The sequence below is a fragment of the Cellulophaga omnivescoria genome, assembly GCF_001999725.1.
GTDB classification, from domain to species: Bacteria; Bacteroidota; Bacteroidia; order Flavobacteriales; family Flavobacteriaceae; genus Cellulophaga; species Cellulophaga omnivescoria.
Window position 1 is genome coordinate 1 of sequence record NZ_MDDP01000018.1, and the last position, 24226, is coordinate 24226.

A 24226-nucleotide genomic window follows, 5' to 3' on the forward strand; every position below is an offset into this window, starting at 1 on the left:
CTAACGATAAGGGCTTTTTTTGCTTTATACTTAAGTATAGTTAACATAGATACTTGCTTTTAGCTCAAAATTAAGCTATTTAAAACTATTTAAAAGCTAATGACTATAAGATACCAAAAAGCCCTAGAAATTATATTCTAGGGCTTTTGGTGTTTATATGGGTGTGTATGGTATAATGTTTAAATTATTGCTTAACAAGTCTATATAACCATAGTAAATACTATCTTGTGTATTTAATATATTGTCTTTATTAGTGTTTACTAGTGTGTTAAAATATAACTTTTGATTGTCTAGTGTAAATTTATAATGGTGTATAATATCTTTTTTGGTTATTGATATTCGTTTAAAATAACTCCCATCTATATGGCTTATGTATAGAGTAGATTGATCTTTATAGTTTATCTGATTGTCATTATTTGTATCTGTGTCTATTACTGAGTATAATAAAATTTCTTTATTTGTTTCTTTATAAATATCTCTTAAAAATGTTATACTATTAATTTGTATTTCTTTTGATGTTAAGGTAATTAAATTGTTTGTGTTTAAGGCTTCAAACTTTAAATTAACGATGTTTCCGTTGATTACATCTCCATACTGACTAATTCCTTGGTTGACTATATTATTGTTCTTATAAGAGCTTCTATTTATTAATTTTTCTGAATCTTCATCAATAGAAATAATTGGATGTATTAGTATTTGAGTGGTTATTGAATCTATTTGAAATGGTAAGTCGGCTATTTTTTTATTGTGAGAATTAATAATTGTTTGGTGATTTGTTTTTAGTTCTGTTTGCGCTTTAAAGATCTTCTTGTCACAAGAGGATATTAAAAGTGTAAGGATTAATGTTGAAGTAATTATCTTTTTCATAAGTTGTGGTTTAAATTTTAATAAACTTAAATTAAACTATAGAACAAGAAAAGTAAAAATGAGCAAACGAGTTCTTTTGGTTAGTTAACTCTATATTAGGTGTATAAATTGAAAAACTCCGGTAATCAGCCGGAGTTCATTCATCAATCAAAAAACGAACAGTCATGATAAACTGTTGTTACAGTTCACAAATTACAATTTTTAAAGCAAAAAGACAACTACTGTTGTTATGTGTTGTTAAAAAAAGGATTTGCGCTTCTAAACCGTTATGGTTTATCCAAGATAGGTTTTTAAAATTTTGCTTCTAGAAGTGTGTTTAAGTCTTCTAATAGCTTTTTCTTTAATTTGTCTTACTCTTTCTCGAGTTAAGTCAAAAGTTTCTCCTATTTCCTCTAAAGTCATAGAATGTTGTTCTGCTAATCCAAAGTATAAGCGAATTACATCTGCTTCTCTAGGAGTTAATGTTTCTAAAGCTCTTTCTATTTCAGTGCGTAGAGACTCTATTAATAATTCTCTATCTGGATTTGGAGACTCACCACTACGTAATACATCATACAAATTAGAATCTTCACCATCAATTAATGGAGCATCCATAGATACGTGACGACCAGAGTTTTTTAAAGACTGTTTTACGTCCTCAATGGTCATATCTAATTCCTTTGCAATTTCCTCTGCAGACGGCTTTCGCTCATGTGCTTGCTCTAAAAAGGCAAATGTTTTATTAATCTTATTTATAGACCCAATTTTGTTTAGTGGTAAACGTACAATACGAGATTGCTCTGCTAATGCTTGTAATATAGATTGACGAATCCACCAAACAGCATAAGAGATAAATTTAAAACCACGAGTTTCATCAAAACGTTGCGCAGCTTTAATAAGACCTAAGTTACCTTCATTAATTAAATCTGGTAATGTTAAACCCTGATTTTGGTATTGCTTAGCAACAGAAACTACGAACCTAAGGTTGGCTTTAGTTAATTTTTCTAAGGCTACTTGGTCTCCCGCTTTTATTCGCTGTGCTAATTCTACTTCTTCATCGGCAGTAATTAAGTCTACTTTACCAATTTCCTGTAAATATTTATCTAGCGATGCGGTTTCCCTGTTGGTAACCTGTTTTGTAATTTTAAGCTGTCTCATTTAATATATAATTTACGCGCAACTAAAGGGCTGCATATACTTATACGTAGAAAAACAAGAAATGTTACATTTTGTTAATGTTAAATTTATCTTTTTCTGATTATTTAGTCGAAATAAAGTAAATAACCTTAATAAAAACTTCATTTTTTATTTAACTGCTTAGGTATTAGGTATAAAAAAAGCAGATATATATTAGATATCTGCTTTTTTTAATAAAAATATGTTGTGTCTGTTTTATTTTTTTTCTGCTAATCCACGGGTTAACCATCCTCTTCTACTTGCTGTAGCAATAGCATAAGGAGTAATCCAGAATAAACCAAACGTATATAAAATACTATACGTATATGCCCATAAAGATTCTTGTGGTTTGTATTTGTTAGAATAAAATATTACCGAGAATGTAGATAATATTAAAATACTAAATAGTGTCGATGTTAAAAATAATAGTGGGTGAGTTGCTACAAAAAATAGCATAAATAATAAAAATGGATAACTCATTATAATTTTTATAGATTGATTTATAAATAACAATCTAGAGCCAGCTTTAGATTCTTTTCTAAAGTTTGTAAATACATATTTTGCCATTTCTATATTTTCACGAACATTACTTCTTCCCCATCTGATAAACATTTTATATAAACCTTTGTATTTTTCTGGTACATTAGTATATGCATTTGCATTTCTCTGAAAAAGTACGTGATTACCTTCTTTTAAAATCATATTTGTCATAGCTCTGTCTTCGCCTATATCTGATGGTTTACCCATAAAGGTTTGGTTTATCCATTTTGGTAAAACTTTAAATACTGCAGAACTACGGTATGCTGCTAAAGCACCAGGTGTACATAAAACTGAATTTAATGTACTTTCTGCAGAACGAACAAACTCAAAACTTAAAACAAAACTTACGTCTAACATTTTAGGAATTAATGCTTTTGCCTTGTTTAAAACTCTAATATTACCAGCTACAGCACCAACTTTTTCATTAACAACAAACGGACTAACTAAATTACGAAGAGTATCTGCGTCTACTATAGAGTCACTATCTACAGTTACAAAAACATCTCCAGTTCCTAAATTAAAACCACGGTACAATGCGTGTCTTTTGCCTTTATTCTCTGGCTGTTGGTATATTTCTACACTTTCTCCCAATTTTTGCTTTGCTTTTTTCATCCACTCCCAAGTGTCATCTGCACTACCATCATCTATAGATATTAATTGTAATTTGTCTTTAGGAAAATCGCTGTTAATTAAACTAACTAAAGTGTCATGTACTTGTTTTCCTTCATTATAAGCAGGTACAATAACAGTTATTCTAGGTAACTTATCATCAGAAACCGATGCTATAGGTTTGTATTTAAAATATCTATAAAGTATAAATAAGAAAAATATAACCTTAAATATTAATAGAGTAGTGGCAATAGCCATAAAAATTAAACCAAAAGTAGAATCTGTTCTGCTTTGGTTAAATTGAAGAAAGTCATTTTGAAAAGTTACCATATAGTAGATAGAACCTAATAATAATAAAAATGTGGTGGCTAAAACTACTATGGCTAAAGAATTATTTTCCTTAGAGGCACTTACTTTTTCGTCTACAGACATTTTAAAATCTTGAAAAATTGTTGCTGTCTTTTTATATGAAGTTTTTAATAGCATAGGTATTGTGTTCATAATTTTATAGTTTTTAACTCTGTTCTCTGTTAGTTTTACGAACGGAATGCTATTTTAGATTTTTAGATATTTTTATTTATGAATATCTTAAGAAAAAGCTAGTCTTAAGCTTTAAATTGTTAAAAGCTTGTTAAGGAGTTGAGAATATGATATAAAAATAAAAGGTTGTAAAACAAAAATTGCTTCCTTTTACAGAAGCAATTTTTATGTGTAAGTGTTTTAGATCTTTTATTTAGGATCTAATGTGTCCATCTCCAAATACATAATATTTGTTAGTAACCAATTGTTTTAAACCAAGTGGGCCTCTATGGTGAAGCTTATCTGTACTTATTGCTAATTCTGCACCAACTCCCATTTGTCCGCCATCTGTAAATCTTGTAGAGGCATTATGGTATACTGCGGCACTGTCTACTTGTTGCATAAATTTTGAAGCTTTTGTAGAGTCTTCTGTTAAAATTGAAGCAGAATGTCCGCCAGAATAGGTATTAATCATTTTTATAGCATCATCAATACCATTAACTTCTCCTATTAAAATTTTTAGAGATAAAAATTCTTGATACCAAATATCATCATCACTAATTGTGTTATTATTTGGAATTAATTTAGCTATGTTTTTATCTACAAATATACTAACGTTTAGTTGTTTTAAAACTACTTCTAATTCTTTTACTTTAGCTTCGTAATTAGTAATGTTTTTGTTTATTAGGACTTTATCTAATGCATTACAGCCTGATATTTTATGGGTTTTTGCATTAACAATAACATTAATTGTTTTGGTCCAATCTGCATCCTGATCCACGTACAAAAAATTGTTTCCACGACCACTTACAAGTACAGCGCAACTAGCATTATCTTTTACAAATTTAATTAAACGCTCACCACCTCTAGGTACAATTAAATCTAACTTTTCTGGTGGATTTTTTAAAAACTCTTGCGTTTCTTCTCTTTGTAAATGCAATAGTTTTATCCAGTATTTAGAAACATTATTTTCTTCTAAAGCTCTATGCCAACATTTTTCTAAAAATGTATTACTATGCAGTGCTTCTTTACCACCTTTTAGTAAAATTTTGTTGTTAGCTTTAAAGGCTAAAACAGCAGCTTCAATAGTAACATCTGGTCTAGACTCATAAATAATAAGTATAGTGCCAAAAGGAGCAGTTTTGTTGGTAACTACCAATCCACTATCTAAAGTTAGACTAGATATTTCTTGATTTACAGGGTCGTCCTGATTTTTTACTTCTGTAATGGCCTTAATCATTCCGTCTATTTTGTTATTGTTAACAATTAAACGGTCTAATAGAGCTTGGTCTTCTATGTTAAAAGCTTGTATGTCTTTTTTATTTTCTTCTAGAATTTTTTCTCTGTCATTATCAATAATTTTAATCATTGATTCTAGAACGTCATTTTTTATTTTGGAGCTTAATAATTTCATATATTTTTATTTTAATGAATAAATTTTGTTCCTATCTTTTTATTATCAATAATATCTACAATAACATTTTGTTTTTTTCCATTTGCTATGTAAGTAGGAATCTCTTTTTTAGCGGTACTTTTTGCTATTTTTAATTTAGATGCCATACCGCCGCGGCCTTCACCTTCTTTTTTACCACTAGCTTTTACGTATTGTTCTACATCTTGGTCGTGTGTAACTTCACTAATTTTTTTAGAGTTTTTGTCGTCAGGGTGCCCTGTGTACAAACCATCTGTATCAGATAAAATAATTAATCTATCTGCATCTATTAACTCTGCTACCAAACTTGCTAGTTCATCATTATCTGTAAACATAGACATCGTTACAGATACGGCGTCATCTTCATTGGCAATTGGTATGATGCCTTCGGACAATAGGCCTTCATAACAATTAATCATATTATCTCTGTGTACACCCAAATCAAAATCTCTTTTAGTTGCTAAAACTTGGGCACAACGCATACCATAATCGCTAAATAAACTATAATAATGCCTCATTAATCTTGGTTGTCCCACAGATGAGTATACTTGTCTTCTAGTAGATTTATCTGTTATGTTTGTTTCTCCTAATATTTCTTTTCCTGCAATAGCAGACCCAGATGAAACTAAGACAACCATAATATCTCTTTCATACAAAACAGATATTTGCCTAACAAGTTCTTTTAAAATTGGACCTAAAATTCTATTGTCTTTATTGGTAAGTACATTTGTGCCTACTTTTACAACCACTCTTTTAACTTCCATTTTATTGTTTTTTATTTTTCTTTACCCATTTCTATAGCTCTATTAAATGCAGCATATGCTGCATCTTGTATAAGCTGTTTTACGTTGTTATCTTCCATAGAATCTATAGCAGCTTGTGTTGTACCACCTTTAGATGCAACACGGTCTATCCATTTTTTTGGAGAAATGTCATTTTGGTTAAAAAGTTCTATGGCACCTTCAAAAGTACTACTCACAAGAACCTTAGAATCATAGTCTGAAAAGCCCATTTTTAGGGCTGCCTCTAGCATAGATTGCATAAAGTAAAATACATAAGCGGGTCCGCTACCAGAAATACCTGTAGATGCGTCAATAAAATTTTCCGTTTTAACGTGTATGGATGTTCCTGTAGTATCTAGTAAATTGCGAACCATAAGAAGTTCTATTTTAGATACATCTTTAGATTCTGTATAAGATGTAACGCCCTTACCAACCTGTGCTGGTAAATTTGGCATTGTGCGTATTATTTTAATTACACTTAGTCTCTGCTGTATAGATTGTATTGTAACGCCAGCCATTAAGGACACAATTATTTGCTGGTTGTTAAGCATAGTTTTCATTTTAGCAAATAAATCATCACTATGGTAAGGTTTAACAGCAATAAAAACTAAATCAGATTGTGGAAGGCAATCTTCTAAATTATCAAAAACGTTAAATGCTTGGTTTTCTCTTAATGTTTCAATTTTTTTTGGATCGGTGTCGTAAATTCTAAGTTTGTGTTTGTTTAAAAGTGGAGATTTAGACATACCTTCTGAGTATGTTAGTCCCATATTACCTGCACCAATTACTAATACTTTCATTTTGTATATATATTGTTTTATATACACTTAGTGGCACAAGGACTATGCAAGAGTGCGGATATTAAAATCTAATTTTAAGGAATCATTAATCTGTTAATGATATACTCTTAGATTGTGATGTTGTTAATTGATATGCAAAATGCTTAAAATATTATAAATTTGAAGATTAATTTTAATGTTTTGCAGGTGACAGACTGTCGCGTAAAAATGACGGTTTTGATGAAAAAAATACGTTTTTAGATAAAAAAAGCCCAAAAATATTAATTTTTGAACTTTTTTTAAGTTTTTTTGTCTAGTATGACAAGTGATTTGTTTTTACTTATGCTTACATTTTTGAAGTAATAGATGTACCATTATTTTCTTGAGCTAATGTTCTCATAAAATCTAAATCTGCATCTTCGCCAAAAGCAATAGTGTGTATAATAATATTGTTAGTATTTGTTTTTCTAATTTCTTCTAACACAGCTTCCGGTCCGCTATTAGGTAAGCCGTCACTCATTAATACAATTTCTTGCACATCTGTTGTAGCTAATGCTTCTAGCAATGCCTCTAATGTATTAGTTCCGCCACTTGCTTTTAAATTTTGGACAAAAATGTTTGCTGATGTTCTTGTTGTATTATTTGCAACGCTAAATTCTGTAGCTTGTTTGGTAACATCGTTATTAAATGAATATACTAAGAATTTTTTTCCGTCAGGAAGCCCTTTAAGAGCAGGTATTAGTTTGCGTTTAACAGCGCCGAGCTTGGTAGCTTCTTTGGTCACTTGTTTGCCCAAGATACTACCAATTTTACCTCCAATTACTTTACTTACTTGATTGCCTGCGGTGTTGCCAGCTTCTCTCATTACCTGGTCTTTTATAGATCCCTCATCTATACCTTCCATACTACCAGAAACGTCTATTAGATATAAAGTGTTTTTGGTAGATGTTTCAATTCCAAAAAAGTCATTAGATTTTTTTGCCACGTAACAAGACTGTAAGGCTGTACAGGTAACAATAAGTGTTAGTATGGCTAGTGTTCTTTTTGTTTTCATTTTGTGTATCATTTTATTTAAAAAGCTAATGTACTATTATTTTATGTTTGCGATTTAAAAGTAAGGGGTTTTATATGTTATTTGGTATAAAAAAAAGCCCAACAAATTTAAATTGTTGGGCTTTTTTATTTTCGAGAAAACTAAAAATTAATCTTCTTTTTTGTTTTCTCTTGGTTTACGATCATCACGACGATTGTCACGCCCACGATTATCTCTGCCTTTATTATCACGTCCTTTATTTTCTCTAGGAGCTCTTTCTACATAACCTTCTGGTTTAGGTAATAAAGCTTTTCTAGAAACTTTTTCTTTACGTGTTCTTGGGTCTACTCCAAAATATTTAACATCAAAAACGTCTCCCATATTTACAACATCGGTTACATTTTCTGTACGTTCCCATGCTAATTCAGATACGTGTAATAAAACTTCATTTCCTGGAGCCTCTGTATATTCTACAACAGCACCAAAATCTAACATTTTAATTACTTTTACCTCGTAAACACTACCTTTTTCTGGTTTAAATAAAAGAGAATCTATTTTAGCTAATACAGCATTTATGCCGTCTTGTCCTGTGCCTAAAATTTCTACAATACCTTCTTCAGTTTCAGGATCTTCATTTATAACAATAGTAGTTCCTGTCTCTTTTTGAAGTTCTTGAATAACTTTACCACCTGGACCAATTAATGCACCAATAAATTCGTTAGGAATTCTTCTGGTAATCATTTTTGGTGAGTGAGCTTTAACATCACTAGCTGGCTCAGAAATTGTGTCTGTTAATTTACCTAAAATGTGTAAACGTCCTTCACGTGCTTGTTTTAAAGCATTTACAAGAATTTCATAAGAAAGACCTTTTACTTTAATATCCATTTGGCAAGCAGTAATACCGTCTGCAGTACCAGTAACTTTAAAGTCCATATCTCCTAAATGATCTTCATCACCTAAAATATCTGATAATACAGCGTATTTACCTGTTTCTGCATCAGAAATTAATCCCATTGCAATACCAGAAACTGGTTTTTTAAGTTGTACACCAGCATCCATTAATGCCATTGTACCAGCACAAACAGTTGCCATAGAAGAAGAGCCGTTAGATTCTAAAACTTCAGATACTACACGTACAGTGTAAGGACAATCTGCAGGAACCATATTTTTTAAAGCACGTTGTGCTAAGTTACCATGACCAACCTCACGACGAGAAGTACCTCTTAAAGGACGTGCTTCACCAGTTGAGAAAGGAGGGAAGTTGTAGTGTAAATAAAAACGTTCTTCACCTTCATAAGATGGCATATCAATTTGGTTAGCCTCTCTAGAAGTACCCAAAGTAACTGTTGCTAATGCTTGAGTTTCTCCACGTGTAAAAATAGAAGAACCGTGTGTAGATGGTAGGTAATCTACTTCACACCAAATTGGTCTAATTTCATCAGTCTTACGACCATCTAAACGTAAACCTTCATCTAAAGTTAAGTTACGTATTGCAGTTTTTTCTGCTTTTGCGTAATATTTAGAAATTAAATCTCCGTAATCTGCTAATTCTTCTTCAGAAAAAGTAGCTTTTATTTCTTCTTTTATTTCAGAAAAAGCAGTGCTTCTTTCATGTTTAGAAGAACCTGCTTTAGCTACAGCATATACTTTATCATATGCCATATCATAAATTTTCTTAGCTAAGTCTTCATCTTCTCTTTCTGGCTCGTACTCACGTGTTTCTTTTTTACCAAAAGCTTCTGCTAATTTTACTTGAGCAGCACATTGTACTTTAATAGCTTCATGAGCAAATTTTATTGCCTCAGCCATTTCTTCTTCAGAAATTTCAAGCATTTCACCCTCAACCATCATTACAGAGTCTGCAGAAGCACCAATCATCATATCAATGTCAGATTCTTCTAATTGAGCTCTGGTAGGGTTAATTATGAATTCACCATTTATACGTCCAACTCTAGCTTCAGAGATAGGAGTTTCAAAAGGTACATCAGATAATTGTATTGCTGCAGATGCTGCTAAACCAGCCATAGCATCTGGCATTACATTTTCATCATGAGACATTAACTGAATCATAACTTGAGTTTCGGCGTGGTAATCTTTTGGGAAAAGTGGACGTAAAACACGGTCTACTAAACGCATAGTTAATACTTCACCATGACTTGGTCTTGCTTCTCTTTTAAAGAATCCACCAGGATAACGACCTGCCGAAGCAAATTTTTCACGGTAATCTACCGTTAATGGAAGAAAATCTACATCACTTTGTTTGTAGTTAGAAACTAACGTACACAGTAACATACAATTTCCAGATTGAACAACAACAGAACCGTGAGCCTGTTTTGCTAATTTTCCGGTTTCAATAGAGATTTCTCTACCGTCCCCAAGGTCTATGACCTCTTTAAATACTTTTGGAATCATAAATTTTTTTTAAAGCCTTATAATTTTTAAGGCTTGTTAAACAATGGTCTTACGCCTTATTTGGCGAGGTGTTGTGTTGTTGTGTTGACCAATGAAAAACTATAAATAAGCTTTTAATTTTGCCTTGTACTAAAACAAGGTCTTTGTAATTTTAGCTAAGATATTTATTATAAATTAACTAGTATAAAAAAAGGGAAAGCAGCGCTTTCCCTTGATGTATTATTTTCTAATACCTAATTCTTTAATAATAGCACGGTAACGTACAATATCTTTTTTGATTAAGTAATCTAAAAGACTTCTTCTTTTACCTACCAATTTAACTAGAGAACGCTCTGTGTTGTAATCTTTATGATTATTTCTTAAGTGACCTGTTAAGTGGTTAATTCTGTGAGTAAATAAAGCAATTTGTGCTTCTGCTGTACCAGAATCGTTTTCGTTTTTACCGTATTTTTTAAAAATCTCGGCTTTTACTTCTTTTGTTAAATACATTCCAATATTTATTTAATGATTTTTATGTATGTGATTGGTTTTCAATCAAGCGGCAAATATACAATTTATTTATTACACTTTAACTTAACCTTATAGATTTTTTTGTGTCAATACTTTTTTTGCATTAATTGGATACGTTGCTAATAAAACAACCCTTGATAAAAATAAATCAAGGGTTGTAAAATTATAAAATAATGTTGCTTACGCAGACATAGGTTTATGTTTGCGAACAGGGTTGTTCTGAATAAGATCTAAATAAAGATTTATTTTCTGTTTTAAATCTCTTCTGTGTGTAATAAAATCTAAAAACCCGTGTTCTTTTAAAAATTCTGCAGACTGAAAACCTTCAGGAAGATCCTTACCTGTAGTATCTTTTACAATTCTAGGCCCTGCAAAACCAATTAAAGCTCCAGGTTCAGATATGTTAATATCTCCTAGCATTGCGTAAGATGCAGTTGTACCACCCGTAGTTGGGTCTGTACATAAAGATATGTATGGTAAACCAGCTTCTGCTAGTTGTGCTAACTTAACAGATGTTTTTGCTAATTGCATAAGAGACAATGCAGCCTCCATCATACGTGCTCCTCCAGATTTTGAAATCATCATAAAAGGAACTTTCTTTTTAATGGCAAAATCTATAGCTCTTGCTATTTTTTCGCCAACAACACTACCCATAGAGCCACCTATAAAACTAAAATCCATACAGGCAATAACTATATCACTACCGTTAGATTTTCCTATTGCGGTTCTAACAGCATCATGTAGTCCTGTTTTTTTCTCAGCAGCCTTTAAACGGTCTACGTACTTTTTAGTGTCTTCAAACTTTAAAGGATCTTTAGATGATAATTTTTCGTCTAATTCTTTAAACTTATTATCGTCAAAAAGTATTTCAAAGTATTCCTTACTTCCTATTCTCACGTGATAGTCATCTTCTGGACTTACGTAAAAATTCTTCGCTAAAACTTCAGACTCAACAATTTTACCTGTTGGAGATTTATACCACAATCCTTTAGGAGTGTCTTTTTTCTCTTCTGTAGCTGTCTGTATTCCTTTTTCTTTTCTTTTAAACCAAGCCGACATAAAATAATATTAAGTTAAGTGGGGATCTCTTGTATTATAATGTGTTTACATTATTAAGATCCTCAAATGCTTTCTTTAAACGTGTACTAAACGTTTTTTCTCCTTCACGAAGCCAAACTCTTGGATCGTAAAACTTTTTATTTGGTACATCTGCACCATCTGGGTTACCTATTTGTGATTGCAAATATTCTTTTTTACCCATTATATAATCTCTTACACCTTCTAAAAATGCATATTGTAAATCTGTGTCAATATTCATTTTTATTACTCCGTAACCAATAGCTTCTCTAATTTCTTCTAAAGTAGAACCAGATCCTCCGTGAAAAACAAAGTCAATATGGTTTTTTTCTACATTGTATTTTTTAGAAATATACTCTTGTGAATTTAATAAAATTTTTGGAGTTAATTTTACATTACCTGGTTTGTAAACACCGTGTACATTACCAAATGCTGCTGCTATTGTAAATTTAGGGCTTATTTTAGATAATTCTTCATAAGCATATGCTACTTCTTCTGGTTGAGTATAAAGTTTAGAATCATCTACATCTGTATTATCTACACCATCTTCTTCACCTCCAGTTATACCTAATTCTATTTCTAAAGTCATATCCATTTTTGCCATTCTAGCAAGATATTCTTTACAAATTTCTATATTTTCTTCAATTGGCTCCTCAGATAAATCTATCATATGTGAGCTAAATAAAGATTTACCAGTTTCTTTATAGTGTTTTTCACTAGCATCAAGTAAACCATCTATCCAAGGCAATAATTTTTTAGCGCAGTGGTCTGTATGTAAAATAACAGTGGCACCGTAAGCTTTTGCTAATTCATGAACGTGTTTTGCGCCTGCAACTGCACCAGCAATAGCAGCTTTTTGGTCTTCATTAGATAAGCCTTTACCAGCGTTAAATTGTGCACCTCCGTTAGAGAATTGTATAATTACAGGAGCATTTAAGCTGGCTGCAGTTTCTAAAACACTGTTTATAGTGTCAGATCCAATTACGTTAACAGCAGGTAAGGCAAAGCCTTTTTCTTTTGCGTAGTTAAAAATTTCTTGTACTTCGTCGCCTGTGGCAACTCCCGGTTTAATGTTGTGAGCCATACTTTATGTGTTGGTATTTTATTAGATTAACGTAGCAAAAGTAATAAAATATTTAGGGTTAAAAAGGATAATTAACACCAATGTTAATTGTTGCGTTCCTAAAATTGTAGTCATTAAACCATCTTTTTGACGCTTCTAACTCTGGATTGTAGGTTTTAAAACCTGTGTCTAAACGAAGTACAAAGTAAGAGAAATCATACCTTAAACCAAAACCTGTACCTAATGCAATTTCTTCTAAAGAGTTAAAGTCTTTAAAGATGGCATCTTCGTTTTCTTCATTGTCAAAAACGTTCCAAATATTACCTGCATCTGCAAATATTGCCCCTTTTATACTGCCAGCAATTGGAAATCTAAATTCTAAGTTTGCTGCAATTTTTAAGTTTGCTTCATTAAAGTCGTTAAGAGATTGTGTGCTACCTGGACCTAATGAATAGGCGTTCCAGGCACGGTTGTCGTTAGAGCCACCAGCAAAGTAGCTTTTTGCAAATGGTATGCTATTACTGTTTCCGTAAGGTACTGCTATGCCTAAAAATCCTCTAAACGCTAAAACATTTTGAGACGGAAAACTCCAGTGCTTAATATAGTCAAAATCTGTTTTTATATATTGAGAAAAAGGAACGCCAAAAATTTCTTTATGCCCATCTTCATTTTCCTTAAAATCTGTAACTCCGGATAGTAAGGATAGTAAGTTACCTGCACTTTCTACCTTTATTTTGAATTGATGAAAATCATTGTCGTTAACACCTTTTCTGCTGTCTTTTGTATATGAGAAGCTTGTAGAGAAAATAAGGTTATTTTCTGTTAATCTTTTTTCTCTTTCATCTATACTTCTAACCTCTTTGTAATTGTCTGATGAAGTAGGAATTAAACCTTGGTTTAAAACTTGGTCTATAAAGCCACTTGTTCCAGTAGGAATTATTAGTTTTGGGTCAGAATCGTTCTCAGATGTTTCAAAAAGCTCACTTAATGCGGGATCATCTTGGTAATCATCAGCAACATCATCTAACCTTTTGTAAGTACTTTGGTATACATTGTAAAACCTATTTGGGTTAAGGTTTCTAATAAATTGTATATTAATTAACTCTAAAGAGTTCTTTTTAAATTGTGTAGGAGACCAGTTATAGCCTAAAATAGTATTAAAGTTTTGTTTGTCTAGGCCAATGTTTTTCTGAAAATTTGTACCAATTACCATCCTAGTTTGTGGTAACATATATGGCGGTATAATTTTTTTTGTTTTAAATGGCATCCAAATTCTTGGTACAGTTAAATTAACGTCTGCGCCAATTTCAGATACCGAATTCTCTGTAGGGTTGTTAACTTCACTTAAAACGCCTACAGAACCACGTGCAGATATGCTAAGCGTTTCTGCTCCGCCAAAAACGTTTTTTATGTTTAAAGATGTGCTTAATGCAGCGCCTAACCTTTGTATGTTAGAGTGGGTACCTTCTATATTAGTTTCTAAAGTATATTTTTTTAAAGGAGATAAATAAATATTAGTATTAAGTCTATTACTTAAAGTGTCAAAAGTAATGTTAGGGTACTTAAAAGTATTTAAGTTATTTATTTGCTTATAAGTTCTAGACTTGTTTATTTCTTTATAAACACTATCTTTTTTTATAAAAATTGCATTTGTAATAGCTTTAGGTTTGTACTTTAGTTTGTCTTTATAAAAAAGAGTGTAGTTGTCATAGGTAATAGATTTCATTTTGGAAACATCATCTCCAAAAAAATAATCAGTGTAAATATTTATGGTATCAAACTTGTAAATTTTGTATTCAGTTAGTTTATTTTGTCCTCTTTGTTTTAGGTTGCTAATTTGTAGTTCAACCTCCATTTTTTTAGAAATAGGTTTTTTAGTACTATCACTTGGAATAAAATATTCTATAGAGCTTTCTTGAAAATTAAATATGCCAGAGTTTCTAAATAAATTAGTTAATCGTTCTCGTTCTTTATAAAAATTAGAAGAATTGTATTGCTCTTTTTCTTTTAAAAATGAATTTTCTGCGTTTAACTTGTAAATAGAGTCTAATGTTTTTGATGTAATGTTTTTTGTGATACTATCTATAATGTAAGGGTCTCCAAGCTCTAATTTATAGTTTATTTGTGCACGTTGTTTGCGGTTGCTAGAATCTATTTGATAAAATGATTTTGTATCAAAATACCCCTTGCTGTCGTAATAAGATTTTAAAAGCTTGGCAGATTTAGATGTTTTAGTTGTGTCTATAATTGCTGGTGATTCTCCAATATTTTTTAGCCATTGGCTAGCTCCTTTTACAATAAAAGATTCTCCTAAACCGTTTACCTGTTTTTTAGAGAGTAATTTATTTAAGCGCTCTAAACGCTTTGGCTTTTTATGGAGCCAAACTTGGTATAATGAATCTGGATTATCTTTAGCTAAATTATAAAGGTTTAAGCGTAAAGGATACCCTAATAAGTTGCTATTTGGTTTTTGAGAAATTAAGGTGTAGGCTTCTTCGTTTTTCACTTTTTTACCATCTGCCGTAATGGTATTTTTAGTAAGTAAAAGTTCATCTTCTTCTACTTTTTTTAACGCATTACAAGATGTTATTGCTATAACTAGCAATAATAAACTTATTTTAGCAAAATGTTTTGTGTTACGTAAGCACATTTTCATAGAGTTCAAAAATACATTATTTGTATGGTTAGTAAAAGCCAAATAAAATTTATAAAAAATCTACAGCAAAAAAAATACCGAGCAGAACATAAACTGTTTGTAGTAGAAGGTATAAAAACTGTAAAAGAGTTGGTAAATGCTAACGTAAAACCATATGCAATTTACACAACAAGTAAAACTATTTTAGAAAATAACACCTTTAAAAGTGAGTTAATTTCTGAAGCGGATTTAAAAAAAATTAGCGCCTTAAAAACGCCTAATAATATTTTAGCTGTTTTTTACAAGCCTTTAGCCAAAAAGGTAAAAACAAATAATTGGATTGTTGCCTTAGATGATGTGCGTGATCCAGGTAATTTAGGTACAATAATTAGGTTGTGTGATTGGTTTGGCATTACAGACCTTTTTTGTTCTGGCCAAACTGTAGATTGTTATAATCCTAAAACAATACAGGCTACAATGGGATCATTGGCAAGGGTTAATATAGTTTATGGTGATTTAGAAACGTTTTTAAAATTAACAAAAATGCCAGTTTATGGTGCTTTTATGGATGGTAAAAATGTCTATAAAGAGAACTTTGTAGAAGAAAACGGCATATTGGTAATGGGTAATGAAGCCAACGGTGTATCTAAAACAGTAGAAAAATTAATTACTAAAAAAATAAGTATTCCTCAATTTGGTAATAAAACAACAGAAAGTTTAAATGTAGCTACAGCAACTGCAATTTTGCTAAATGAAATAAGACGAGGATAAAAACTATTCAAACGTAAAGTTTATAAAAATTCCTCTTGTTTTCATAGAATTAATATTACCTGTCCAAGGGCTATTAGGGTCCGCATCTGGTACTAACTCGTTATTAATAGCGAAAACACCTCTTATAGACGGTGAAAATTTAAAATACTCTAAATAAAAGTCTATACCAAACCCCATTTCATAGTAATAGGTATTTTTTTTCATTCTAAATGTAGCACTGCTATTATCTTCTACACTATCTTCATTACTACTTAGGTTCATAGATGTAGATGCGCCTCCAATAATATAAGGTTTCCAGTTTCCAATTCTTCTTGTGCTTACTTTAAGTAAAAGCGGAAAATTAATGTAGGTACTTTTTATTTCTCTAATTGCATCATTAGCATCTGTAAAACCCCTAAACCCTAATGTTCTTTTTGTGTAGTGCAGTCCAGGTTCAAAACGTAAATCTAAAAATTCGTTTAAGCGTAGTTCACCAATTAAACCTACATTAAACCCAAGAGATTTGTCAACTAAAACATCACCTAAGTCATCTTTGTAATCAAATTTAAAATCATATTGGTTAAAACCTAAAAAATATCCCCAGTTTAAAGGACGTAAATCTTCCGACTCTAAATTTATAATAGGATCTTCATTAAACTGAGCATTTGCAGTGTTGCCAGCAATAAAAAGGCACAAAAAAAGAAACAGAATTTTTTTCATTAGATTTTCATATCTTATTTAGATGCAACGTAAATGGATGCAACTCCAAAAGTTTGCGGCTTATTCTCTATAGATATAAACCCATTTTTTTGTAAAATATTGTTGAACTCTTCTCCGTGAGGAAAAATAGATGCAGATTCAGACAAATAAGAGTATGCAGTACGGTCTTTAGAAAATAGTTTACCTATAGTAGGTAGTATATATTTGGTGTAAAATTTATAGCCTTGTTTAAAAGGAGTTTTTGTAGGTACAGATGTTTCTAAAACTACAAAAGTTCCTTTGGGTTTTAATACTCGTAAAATTTCTGTTAACCCTTTGTCTAAGTTTTCAAAATTACGCACACCAAAAGCAACAGTAATAGCATCAAAAGTGTTGTCATTAAAAGGTAAGTTTTCACTATCACCAATAATCATATCTATAGTGTTACTTAAATTTTTTGCAGCTACTTTTTGTTTGCCTACTTCTAACATTCCAGGAGAAATATCTAAGCCAGTAATTTTTGTAGCACCTGTTTTTGTTAAGTTAATAGCAAGGTCACCTGTACCAGTAGCAATATCTAAAATGGTTTCTGGCTTTTTACTTTTTATAAGATTTACAACTCTTTTACGCCATTTAACATCTATGCCAAAAGAAATTACTCTGTTTAAGCCATCATAATTCTTAGAAATGGTATCAAACATTTGTGTAACCTGTTCTTTTTTTCCAAGTTTAGAATCTTTATAGGGAGTAACTTTTTCTGCCATTATTATTTTTTTTGCAAAGATAGTATAAAGGTTACATTTTATGCATTTTAGAGACTTAAAAGAGCTAAAACCTGCCATTATGTAATATATGTAGGTATTATACGTTTTAAAATTTAATGATTATAAGCTAAAAGTTAACTGGTTAGCAGCTAAATATATATGGAGCAAAGTATATGATGTAAGATGTTTTCTGTTTTTACTACTATATACCAGTCAATTGCATAAAATTGAGTAATTTTGCCCTCCAAAGTTTACTAAGGTAGGTTTTGGCTTAGTTAAAAATATTTATGAAAATAATAATAGCAGGAGCAGGAGAGGTTGGTTTTCATTTGGCAAAATTATTGTCTTTTGAGTCGCAAGACATTACCTTAATAGATACCTACAAAGAAAGTTTAGCATACGCAGATAGTCATCTAGACATTCGTGTTTTAAAAGGCGATGCTACATCTATTGCAGTTTTAAAAGATGCACAGGTTGAAAAATCTGATCTTGTAATTGGTGTTACTTCATCAGAAACAACCAACTTAACGCTTTGTATTATGGCAAAGCAATTGGGTTGTAAGCGTACAATTGCCCGTATTTCTAATACAGAATTTATAAGAAATAAGGAAGCACTTAATTTTGAAAAATTAGGTGTAGATGAATTAATTTCTCCAGAAGAGTTAGCTGCCACCGAAATTCAATTACTACTTAACCAGTCTGCTTTTAATGAAAGTTATGAGTTTGAAGATGGAGCGCTAATTATGATTGGTGTTTGCTTACCTAAATCTGCACCTTTTGTGGGTAAAATGGTAAAAGAAGCAGCTCGTATTTTTCCTGAACTAAATTTTATGCCAATAGCAATACAGCGTGTAGGTACGCAGTATACTATTATTCCTAGAGGTGATACTGAGTTTATGAAAGGAGATCAGGTATATTTTATTACTTCTAAAGAAGGGTTAGATGATCTTTTAAAACTTACCGGTAAAGAAAAAAGGCAAATTAAAAATGTAATGATTCACGGAGGTAGCAAATTGGGTTACAAAACTGCTCGTGATTTATGTGGAAAAAGGTTTAATGTTAAACTTATAGAAAAAGATAAAGATAGAGCAATGCAACTTGCAGATGATTTGCCAAATGCTTTGGTAATTAATGCAGATGGTAGAATTGTTGAGGTTTTAGAAGAAGAAAATCTAGATGCTATGGATGCATTTATTTCTGTAACTTCTAACTCAGAAACAAACATTATGTCTTGTTTAGTTGCTAAGTCTAGAAACATAAAGAAAACCATTGCATTAGTAGAAAATATGGATTATTTTCAGCTATCGCATACAATTGGTATAGATACATTAATTAATAAAAAATTATTAGCAGCCAATAATATTTTTAAACATATTAGGCGTGGAGAAGTTGTTGCAATGACACGTTTAAATAACCTTAACGCAGAAATTTTAGAGTTTGTTGTAAAAGATTGTTCTGCTGTTAATGGAAAAATTATTAAAGAGTTAGATTTTCCTAGGTCTGCAACCATTGGTGGTGTAGTTAGGGACGGAGAAGGAATTATAGCTCTTGGTGATTTTAAAATTTTAGAAGGAGATAGAGTAGTGGTATGCTGTTTACCTAGGTCTATTCCTAAAATAGAAAAGCTTTTCTTGTAAAATGACGCTTAATTATAAAATTATTGTTCACATAATGGGCTTATTGCTTCTTTGCAATGGCGGTTTTATGGGTTTGTCTGCTGGTATTAGTGCCATTTATAAAGATGGTGCCACTTTAGAAATTGGTATGGCAGCATTAGTAACATTAGCAGCTGGTGCTATGGCAATGTTAAGTACAAAAGGGCACAAAAAAGAAGTAAAGAGAAAAGAGGGGTATTTAATTGTAACATTTGGGTGGATTGTTATGTCTATCTCTGGTGTGTTACCGTATTTATTTACAGATTCTATACCTAGTTTTACTAATGCCTTTTTTGAGACTGTTTCTGGTTACACAACAACAGGGGCAACCATTTTAAATGATATTGAAATTTTACCAGAAGGCGTTCTTTTTTGGAGAAGTTTAACGCATTGGATTGGTGGTATGGGTATTATTGTTTTGGCCATTGCAATTTTGCCAATTTTAGGTATTGGTGGTATGCAGTTATTTTCTGCCGAATCTCCTGGCCCAAGTGCAGATAAATTACACCCACGTATTACAGATACAGCAAAAAGATTATGGTATATTTATGTAGGTTATACTATAGCAGAAACAATATTGTTGCAACTGGCAGGAATGTCTTTCTTTGATGCTATAAACCATTCTTTGGCCACATTATCAACAGGTGGGTTTTCTACTAAAAATGCAAGTTTAGCATATTGGAATAATGATCCATTAATACAGTATATTGTTATTTTATTTATGTTTTTGGCCGGTAGTAACTTTGTATTAAGCTACTTTGCTTTTAAAGGTAAAATACAAAGAATGTTAAAGGATGAGGAGTTTAAGTTTTATACTGGCTTTGTTGTAGTTTTTACTTTAATTGCTGCTGTTACTGTTTATTTAAAGGCAAATGTTCCTGTATCAGATTATCACCCAATGGTTTTAGGTGAGGCAGAAAGTGCTTTTAGGCACACGTTATTTCAAATTATATCGGTAATTACCACAACTGGCTTTGTTACGGCAGATTTTACAAGTTGGACTCCATTTTTAACTGTCTTTTTCTTTGGCTTAATGTTTTTAGGTGGTTGTGCAGGTTCTACATCTGGTGGTATAAAGGTTATGCGCCATTTATTAATTATAAAAAACGGCTTGTTAGAGTTTAAACGTACACTCCACGTAAATGCAATTATACCTGTTCGTTATAATAATAAAATGGTGCCAGAAAAAATTGTATACAACATTATTGCTTTTTTAGTTTTGTATATGTTACTCTTTATTATTGGAGCTTTAGTACTTAGTTTTTTAGGCTTAGATTTTATTACAGCTATTGGTGGTGCAGCAACTTCATTGGGTAATGTTGGTCCAGGTTTAGGTAGTTTAAATCCGTTAGCTAATTTTGATGGCTTACCTGCTTTAGGAAAATGGTGGACAGCCTTTTTAATGTTAGCTGGTAGGTTAGAGTTGTTTACGGTGCTTATTATTTTAACTCCGTATTTCTGGAAGAAGATATAAATTTATCTAATAAATTGTTTGTTTTGGCCTGTATTTTAGACTTAAAAAAAGGAGACCATCCTAATAAATAGCCACTTGTACCTAACGCTTGTTTAGACCAGTTCCATAAGTTAAAAGAGTCTGTGTGTTTTATTATTTTTCCATCTAAAAAAGTAAAACTTGCAGTTACGTTGTTAACAACATTTCTTTTTTTTGGTCCATAAGTGTACACCGCTTTCCAATTTACACTTCCTTTGTTTTCATTAGTTGTAATGGAACTAAATGTTATTTGTGTTCCTCCGTTACTTCTACTTAATAGCATTTGCCACATTGCTTTTGCTCTGTCTCCTTTTAAAGTGCCAAAGGCAGGGTCTGTAAACACAATGTTGTCGTGGTAACAACTAAGCATACCATTTACATCCGCATTAGAGAAAGAGGTGTAAAATTTTTCAATTAATTCATAGTTGCTCATAGTTGTTTGTTTTAGTAGGTAGTTGTCATGTCAGCATCAACACAAATAATATAATCTGCAATATTTAAATATTCTTCTTTTAGCTTAGACAGGTTTTCTTGGTTTACGGTGCTAATTGTTGCATACTTTAAATTACTGTTTTTGTTTTTTAAATACCATAAAATACCTTCGTAGTTGTTAGAGTGGTACGCACCATTGTAGTGTATAAAAGTGGTATTTAATTTGTAGTTTTTTAATATAAAATGTGCCATAGTAGCATCTTTTATTGCTTGTGCCATAACAAGTTCTGGTGTGCCATGATCTCCCATCATTTTTAAAATGTTTTTATAAGTAGGCAACTCGCTATCAAAAATAATAGGCAAAGGAGCTATCCAACTTTTTTCTAAGCTAGATAAAGAATCTAATCCTGTAAACCCTTTTTTATAAACCAAACTAGCATATCTTCTTGGTATATTAGTAGCAATAAATGGTAGTTTGTTTTCTTTTGCATAGTTTACCAAAGGGGCATAGTCTGTTTTGTAATTAGGCCATAATCTAGCAACTGTATCTAGCGTTTTTGCATCTATAAGGCCATTTAAATAATTGTTAACTTGTGTTTGGTTGTCTGCCTCTAACATTTCTGCACCTAATACAATTTTTTTGTTTTTGTTTAGGTCTTTGGTAACCTCAAGTTCTAACCAGTGAGCAATGGCATTATTGTGTAATTCTCCAAAAAGAACAATGTTTTTTTTGCTTAGGTCTTTTAGCATTTTCTTGTATACTACTTTTTTACCTTTAGCATTGTAAATAACATATGCTGGTTTTTGACTATAAATTGATAAGGAAAAAAGTAAGGCTATAGCAATTTGAAATATTTTCACAGTTGTATTTTTTTTGAATTTTACTAAAGTTAACATTATTAGTAGAGAATTGTAGTATTTATAAACGCTATGTTTTTTTTAAAGTAACTATGTGCTACTATTTAATACATTAAAAATGCAAAAGCACTTAGTATTGTAATTGTTATGGGTATTACAATTACAAAATAAATAAAAGTAGCTAAAGAGCCTTTAAAAAAACTTAAAAGCCAACCTTGTCTATAAAATTTTTGTAGAGCAATACACAAATATATAAAGGTTGAGAGTATAATTAAAAATTGAATATAACCAGGGAAACTAGGCCACACAAAACTAATTAGTAATAAAATTATAAATGTGCTAAATAGATATGAAAAATAGTAAAAAGCAAACACCAAGTGGTATGCAAATGGCCCTTTGTTGTAAAAAAGTAATTTTAGAATAAATGCGAATATTGGTAACAGAAAAAATAAAGCAATTGGGATAGTGTCATAAAACGAGTGTAGTATGCTTGCTAAACTACCATTATCTTTATAAAGTTTTAAAACTTGAGTGTATGCTTTTTTAGTAAAATAACCAGCATCTTCTTTTCTGCCCATTTCTTTAGTTATTAAAGAGTCTGGAGCGTTAATAGCTATTAAAGAGTCTACTTTAGATTCGTTAAAACCAAAAGCTATAAAGTCATCACCTTTATAATTTTGTCCTTTAATAATAGAATCTAATTTGGCTAATTCCTCATCTTTTAGACCTGTTTTATCTTGGTTCTGCTTTAGTTTCTCTATAACAGTGGCAGCGGCTAAAGAATCATTTGTGTTGTACTTTTTTATAGAATCTATAGTTTGTTTAAGTGTCTTTTCTGATTTTACAGTTTCCCTAATTTCTTGTTCTTGCTTACTCACCTTAAATGAGAAGAAAAAGAAAAATACAATAGATGAAAATAAGTATAATTGAGCAGGGTGAAGATATAATAAACGTTTGCCCTCTATAAACTTGGTTGGTAAATACCCTGGTTTTAAAAGTAAAGGAAAAAAACTTTTAAAAAACCTAGCATCTACAGAAAAGTAATTTTTAATTGTGTTACTAAATAATACACCAACTGTAAGCTTGTCGTTTACTTTTTGTCCGCAATGTGGGCAAAATTCATAAGTTGCATCAAATTTGTTTTCGCAGTTTTTACAAGTAGTATTTTGGTGGGACATTTATATGGTTTTGTAGCTAAGATAATTATTTTATTTAAAGCTGAAAATCGGAATAAATATGTGATGGAAATAGCTTGTTGAATTTTTTATGAGGCTCTATTTTAAAGCTCATTTTTTCATTTGTAAATGGATGAATAAAACTTATGGAATAGGCGTGTAGATATAAACCTTTTCCTTTTAAAATTTTTTCGGGAATACCATATTCATGGTCGCCTAAAATTGGATTTCCTATGGAGGATAAATGTACTCTTAGTTGATGCTTTCTTCCAGTTTCTGGATTTAATTTTACAAGGTTTAAATGGGCATACTTTGTAGAGGTAATACTTTTTATTACGGTGTATTTAGAAAGAGCCTTTTTGTTGTCCACCATAGTATTTATAATTCCTTTTACAGGCATTTTGCCAATGGTAACAGCTAAATACGTCTTGGTTATTTCTTTATTTTCAAAAAGCTTATTAAGAGCCAATATGCTGGTAGATGTTTTTCCTATAATTAGCAAGCCTGTTGTAGGGTAATCTAACCTGTGTACTGGTCTAGGCTTAGTTGCGTCTGGCAAGTTACTTTTTTTAATATTTTGTTCTAGTGCGTTATCTATCGTTTTAAAGGAATTTCCACTAACTAATATTCCTGCGGGTTTGTTAATAATTGCTAAAAAGTTATCTTGGTATACTACGTCTAGTTTTAATTCTAACTTTTTTTTATTTCTATTTTCTTCAGGCTTATAATAGGTAATTTTTTCTGCTCCTTTTATAAATGTGGCGGTAGATGCTTTTTTTTCATCAATATAAATTAACCCCTTTTTTATGGCTTTTTTTAAAGCAGATTTTGTGGCTATGCCAACAAAAATACCAGCTCCATAGTCTTGAAACCTAATAGGCTCTTTTTGTATAGTTGCTATGTGTGTTTCTGTAGAAATAATAAAGTTTTTAAGAAAAGTAAATGTATAAAAAAAGGTCTTACTGCAAATGCTAATAAGACCTTTTGT

21 protein-coding genes are annotated in these 24226 nt (G+C 31.2%); 3 read left to right on the forward strand and 18 right to left on the reverse strand.

The genetic code is table 11. The features are described 5' to 3' along the window. Nucleotides 1–153: 153 nt before the first annotated feature. The 12 genes from BFJ87_RS09765 to tamL form a co-directional block, all read right to left on the reverse strand. Nucleotides 154–867, reverse strand: a complete 714-nt coding sequence (locus tag BFJ87_RS09765) for a hypothetical protein (protein WP_077403501.1) — start codon at nucleotides 865–867, stop codon at nucleotides 154–156. 273 nt (nucleotides 868–1140) lie between these two features. Further along, nucleotides 1141–2004 carry a sigma-70 family RNA polymerase sigma factor gene (locus BFJ87_RS09770; protein WP_013620242.1) on the reverse strand — a complete coding sequence of 288 codons (864 nt, stop codon included), beginning with the start codon at nucleotides 2002–2004 and terminating at the stop codon, nucleotides 1141–1143. 234 nt (nucleotides 2005–2238) lie between these two features. Next, on the reverse strand, nucleotides 2239–3672 hold the full coding sequence (locus tag BFJ87_RS09775; RefSeq protein ID WP_077403504.1) for a glycosyltransferase family 2 protein: 1434 nt from the start codon (nucleotides 3670–3672) through the stop codon (nucleotides 2239–2241). A 232-nt stretch (nucleotides 3673–3904) separates the two neighbouring features. Further along, nucleotides 3905–5104 (reverse strand): glutamate-5-semialdehyde dehydrogenase, encoded by a 1200-nt coding sequence (locus BFJ87_RS09780; protein WP_077403507.1) that lies wholly within the window; start codon nucleotides 5102–5104, stop codon nucleotides 3905–3907. 11 nt (nucleotides 5105–5115) lie between these two features. After that, nucleotides 5116–5886, reverse strand: coding sequence for a glutamate 5-kinase (gene proB, locus BFJ87_RS09785; RefSeq protein ID WP_077403510.1), 771 nt, complete (start codon nucleotides 5884–5886; stop codon nucleotides 5116–5118). Between the two features lie 11 nt (nucleotides 5887–5897). Then, nucleotides 5898–6704 carry a pyrroline-5-carboxylate reductase gene (gene proC / locus BFJ87_RS09790; protein WP_077403513.1) on the reverse strand — a complete coding sequence of 269 codons (807 nt, stop codon included), beginning with the start codon at nucleotides 6702–6704 and terminating at the stop codon, nucleotides 5898–5900. A gap of 325 nt (nucleotides 6705–7029) precedes the next feature. Beyond that, on the reverse strand, nucleotides 7030–7737 hold the full coding sequence (locus tag BFJ87_RS09795; RefSeq protein ID WP_171974498.1) for a VWA domain-containing protein: 708 nt from the start codon (nucleotides 7735–7737) through the stop codon (nucleotides 7030–7032). 147 nt (nucleotides 7738–7884) lie between these two features. After that, a complete protein-coding gene (locus tag BFJ87_RS09800) occupies nucleotides 7885–10128 on the reverse strand; it encodes a polyribonucleotide nucleotidyltransferase (protein ID WP_077403519.1) in 2244 nt (747 codons plus the stop codon). A 219-nt stretch (nucleotides 10129–10347) separates the two neighbouring features. Beyond that, nucleotides 10348–10617: a 30S ribosomal protein S15 gene (rpsO, locus tag BFJ87_RS09805; protein WP_013620235.1), complete on the reverse strand. Its 270-nt coding sequence runs from the start codon at nucleotides 10615–10617 to the stop codon at nucleotides 10348–10350. 201 nt (nucleotides 10618–10818) lie between these two features. Beyond that, nucleotides 10819–11697, reverse strand: coding sequence for an acetyl-CoA carboxylase, carboxyltransferase subunit beta (gene accD, locus BFJ87_RS09810; protein ID WP_077403522.1), 879 nt, complete (start codon nucleotides 11695–11697; stop codon nucleotides 10819–10821). Between the two features lie 34 nt (nucleotides 11698–11731). Then, nucleotides 11732–12799, reverse strand: a complete 1068-nt coding sequence (gene fbaA, locus BFJ87_RS09815; protein WP_077403525.1) for a class II fructose-bisphosphate aldolase — start codon at nucleotides 12797–12799, stop codon at nucleotides 11732–11734. A gap of 58 nt (nucleotides 12800–12857) precedes the next feature. After that, nucleotides 12858–15434 carry a translocation and assembly module lipoprotein TamL gene (tamL, locus tag BFJ87_RS09820; RefSeq protein ID WP_077403528.1) on the reverse strand — a complete coding sequence of 859 codons (2577 nt, stop codon included), beginning with the start codon at nucleotides 15432–15434 and terminating at the stop codon, nucleotides 12858–12860. 24 nt (nucleotides 15435–15458) lie between these two features. Here tamL and BFJ87_RS09825 point away from each other — a divergent pair, with 24 nt between their 5' ends. Next, entirely contained in the window at nucleotides 15459–16184 is a 726-nt protein-coding gene (locus tag BFJ87_RS09825; protein WP_077403531.1) for a TrmH family RNA methyltransferase, read from the forward strand. A 3-nt stretch (nucleotides 16185–16187) separates the two neighbouring features. Here BFJ87_RS09825 and porT read toward each other — a convergent pair whose 3' ends face one another. Both porT and ubiE read right to left on the reverse strand, forming a co-directional pair. Continuing rightward, nucleotides 16188–16883, reverse strand: a complete 696-nt coding sequence (gene porT, locus BFJ87_RS09830; RefSeq protein ID WP_077403534.1) for a type IX secretion/gliding motility protein PorT/SprT — start codon at nucleotides 16881–16883, stop codon at nucleotides 16188–16190. Nucleotides 16884–16897: 14 nt separating this feature from the next. Then, nucleotides 16898–17626, reverse strand: a complete 729-nt coding sequence (gene ubiE / locus BFJ87_RS09835; RefSeq protein WP_077403759.1) for a bifunctional demethylmenaquinone methyltransferase/2-methoxy-6-polyprenyl-1,4-benzoquinol methylase UbiE — start codon at nucleotides 17624–17626, stop codon at nucleotides 16898–16900. Nucleotides 17627–17913: 287 nt separating this feature from the next. On the opposite strand from ubiE, the gene trkA reads away from it, so the two are divergent. After that, nucleotides 17914–19263, forward strand: coding sequence for a Trk system potassium transporter TrkA (trkA, locus tag BFJ87_RS09840; protein ID WP_075694409.1), 1350 nt, complete (start codon nucleotides 17914–17916; stop codon nucleotides 19261–19263). Between the two features lies 1 nt (nucleotide 19264). Further along, nucleotides 19265–20755 (forward strand): TrkH family potassium uptake protein, encoded by a 1491-nt coding sequence (locus BFJ87_RS09845; RefSeq protein WP_077403537.1) that lies wholly within the window; start codon nucleotides 19265–19267, stop codon nucleotides 20753–20755. Here BFJ87_RS09845 and BFJ87_RS09850 read toward each other — a convergent pair. The 4 genes from BFJ87_RS09850 to BFJ87_RS09865 all read right to left on the reverse strand — a co-directional run bounded on the left by BFJ87_RS09850 (nucleotide 20721) and on the right by BFJ87_RS09865 (nucleotide 24214). Continuing rightward, nucleotides 20721–21206, reverse strand: a complete 486-nt coding sequence (locus BFJ87_RS09850; protein ID WP_077403540.1) for a nuclear transport factor 2 family protein — start codon at nucleotides 21204–21206, stop codon at nucleotides 20721–20723. The two genes, BFJ87_RS09845 and BFJ87_RS09850, sit on opposite strands and share 35 nt — an antisense overlap. Nucleotides 21207–21217: 11 nt before the next feature. After that, on the reverse strand, nucleotides 21218–22066 hold the full coding sequence (locus tag BFJ87_RS09855) for a ChaN family lipoprotein (RefSeq protein WP_077403762.1): 849 nt from the start codon (nucleotides 22064–22066) through the stop codon (nucleotides 21218–21220). 101 nt (nucleotides 22067–22167) lie between these two features. After that, on the reverse strand, nucleotides 22168–23241 hold the full coding sequence (locus BFJ87_RS09860; protein ID WP_077403543.1) for a DUF3667 domain-containing protein: 1074 nt from the start codon (nucleotides 23239–23241) through the stop codon (nucleotides 22168–22170). Between the two features lie 34 nt (nucleotides 23242–23275). Continuing rightward, nucleotides 23276–24214, reverse strand: a complete 939-nt coding sequence (locus BFJ87_RS09865) for an RluA family pseudouridine synthase (RefSeq protein WP_338064794.1) — start codon at nucleotides 24212–24214, stop codon at nucleotides 23276–23278. Between the last annotated feature and the right edge of the window lie 12 nt (nucleotides 24215–24226).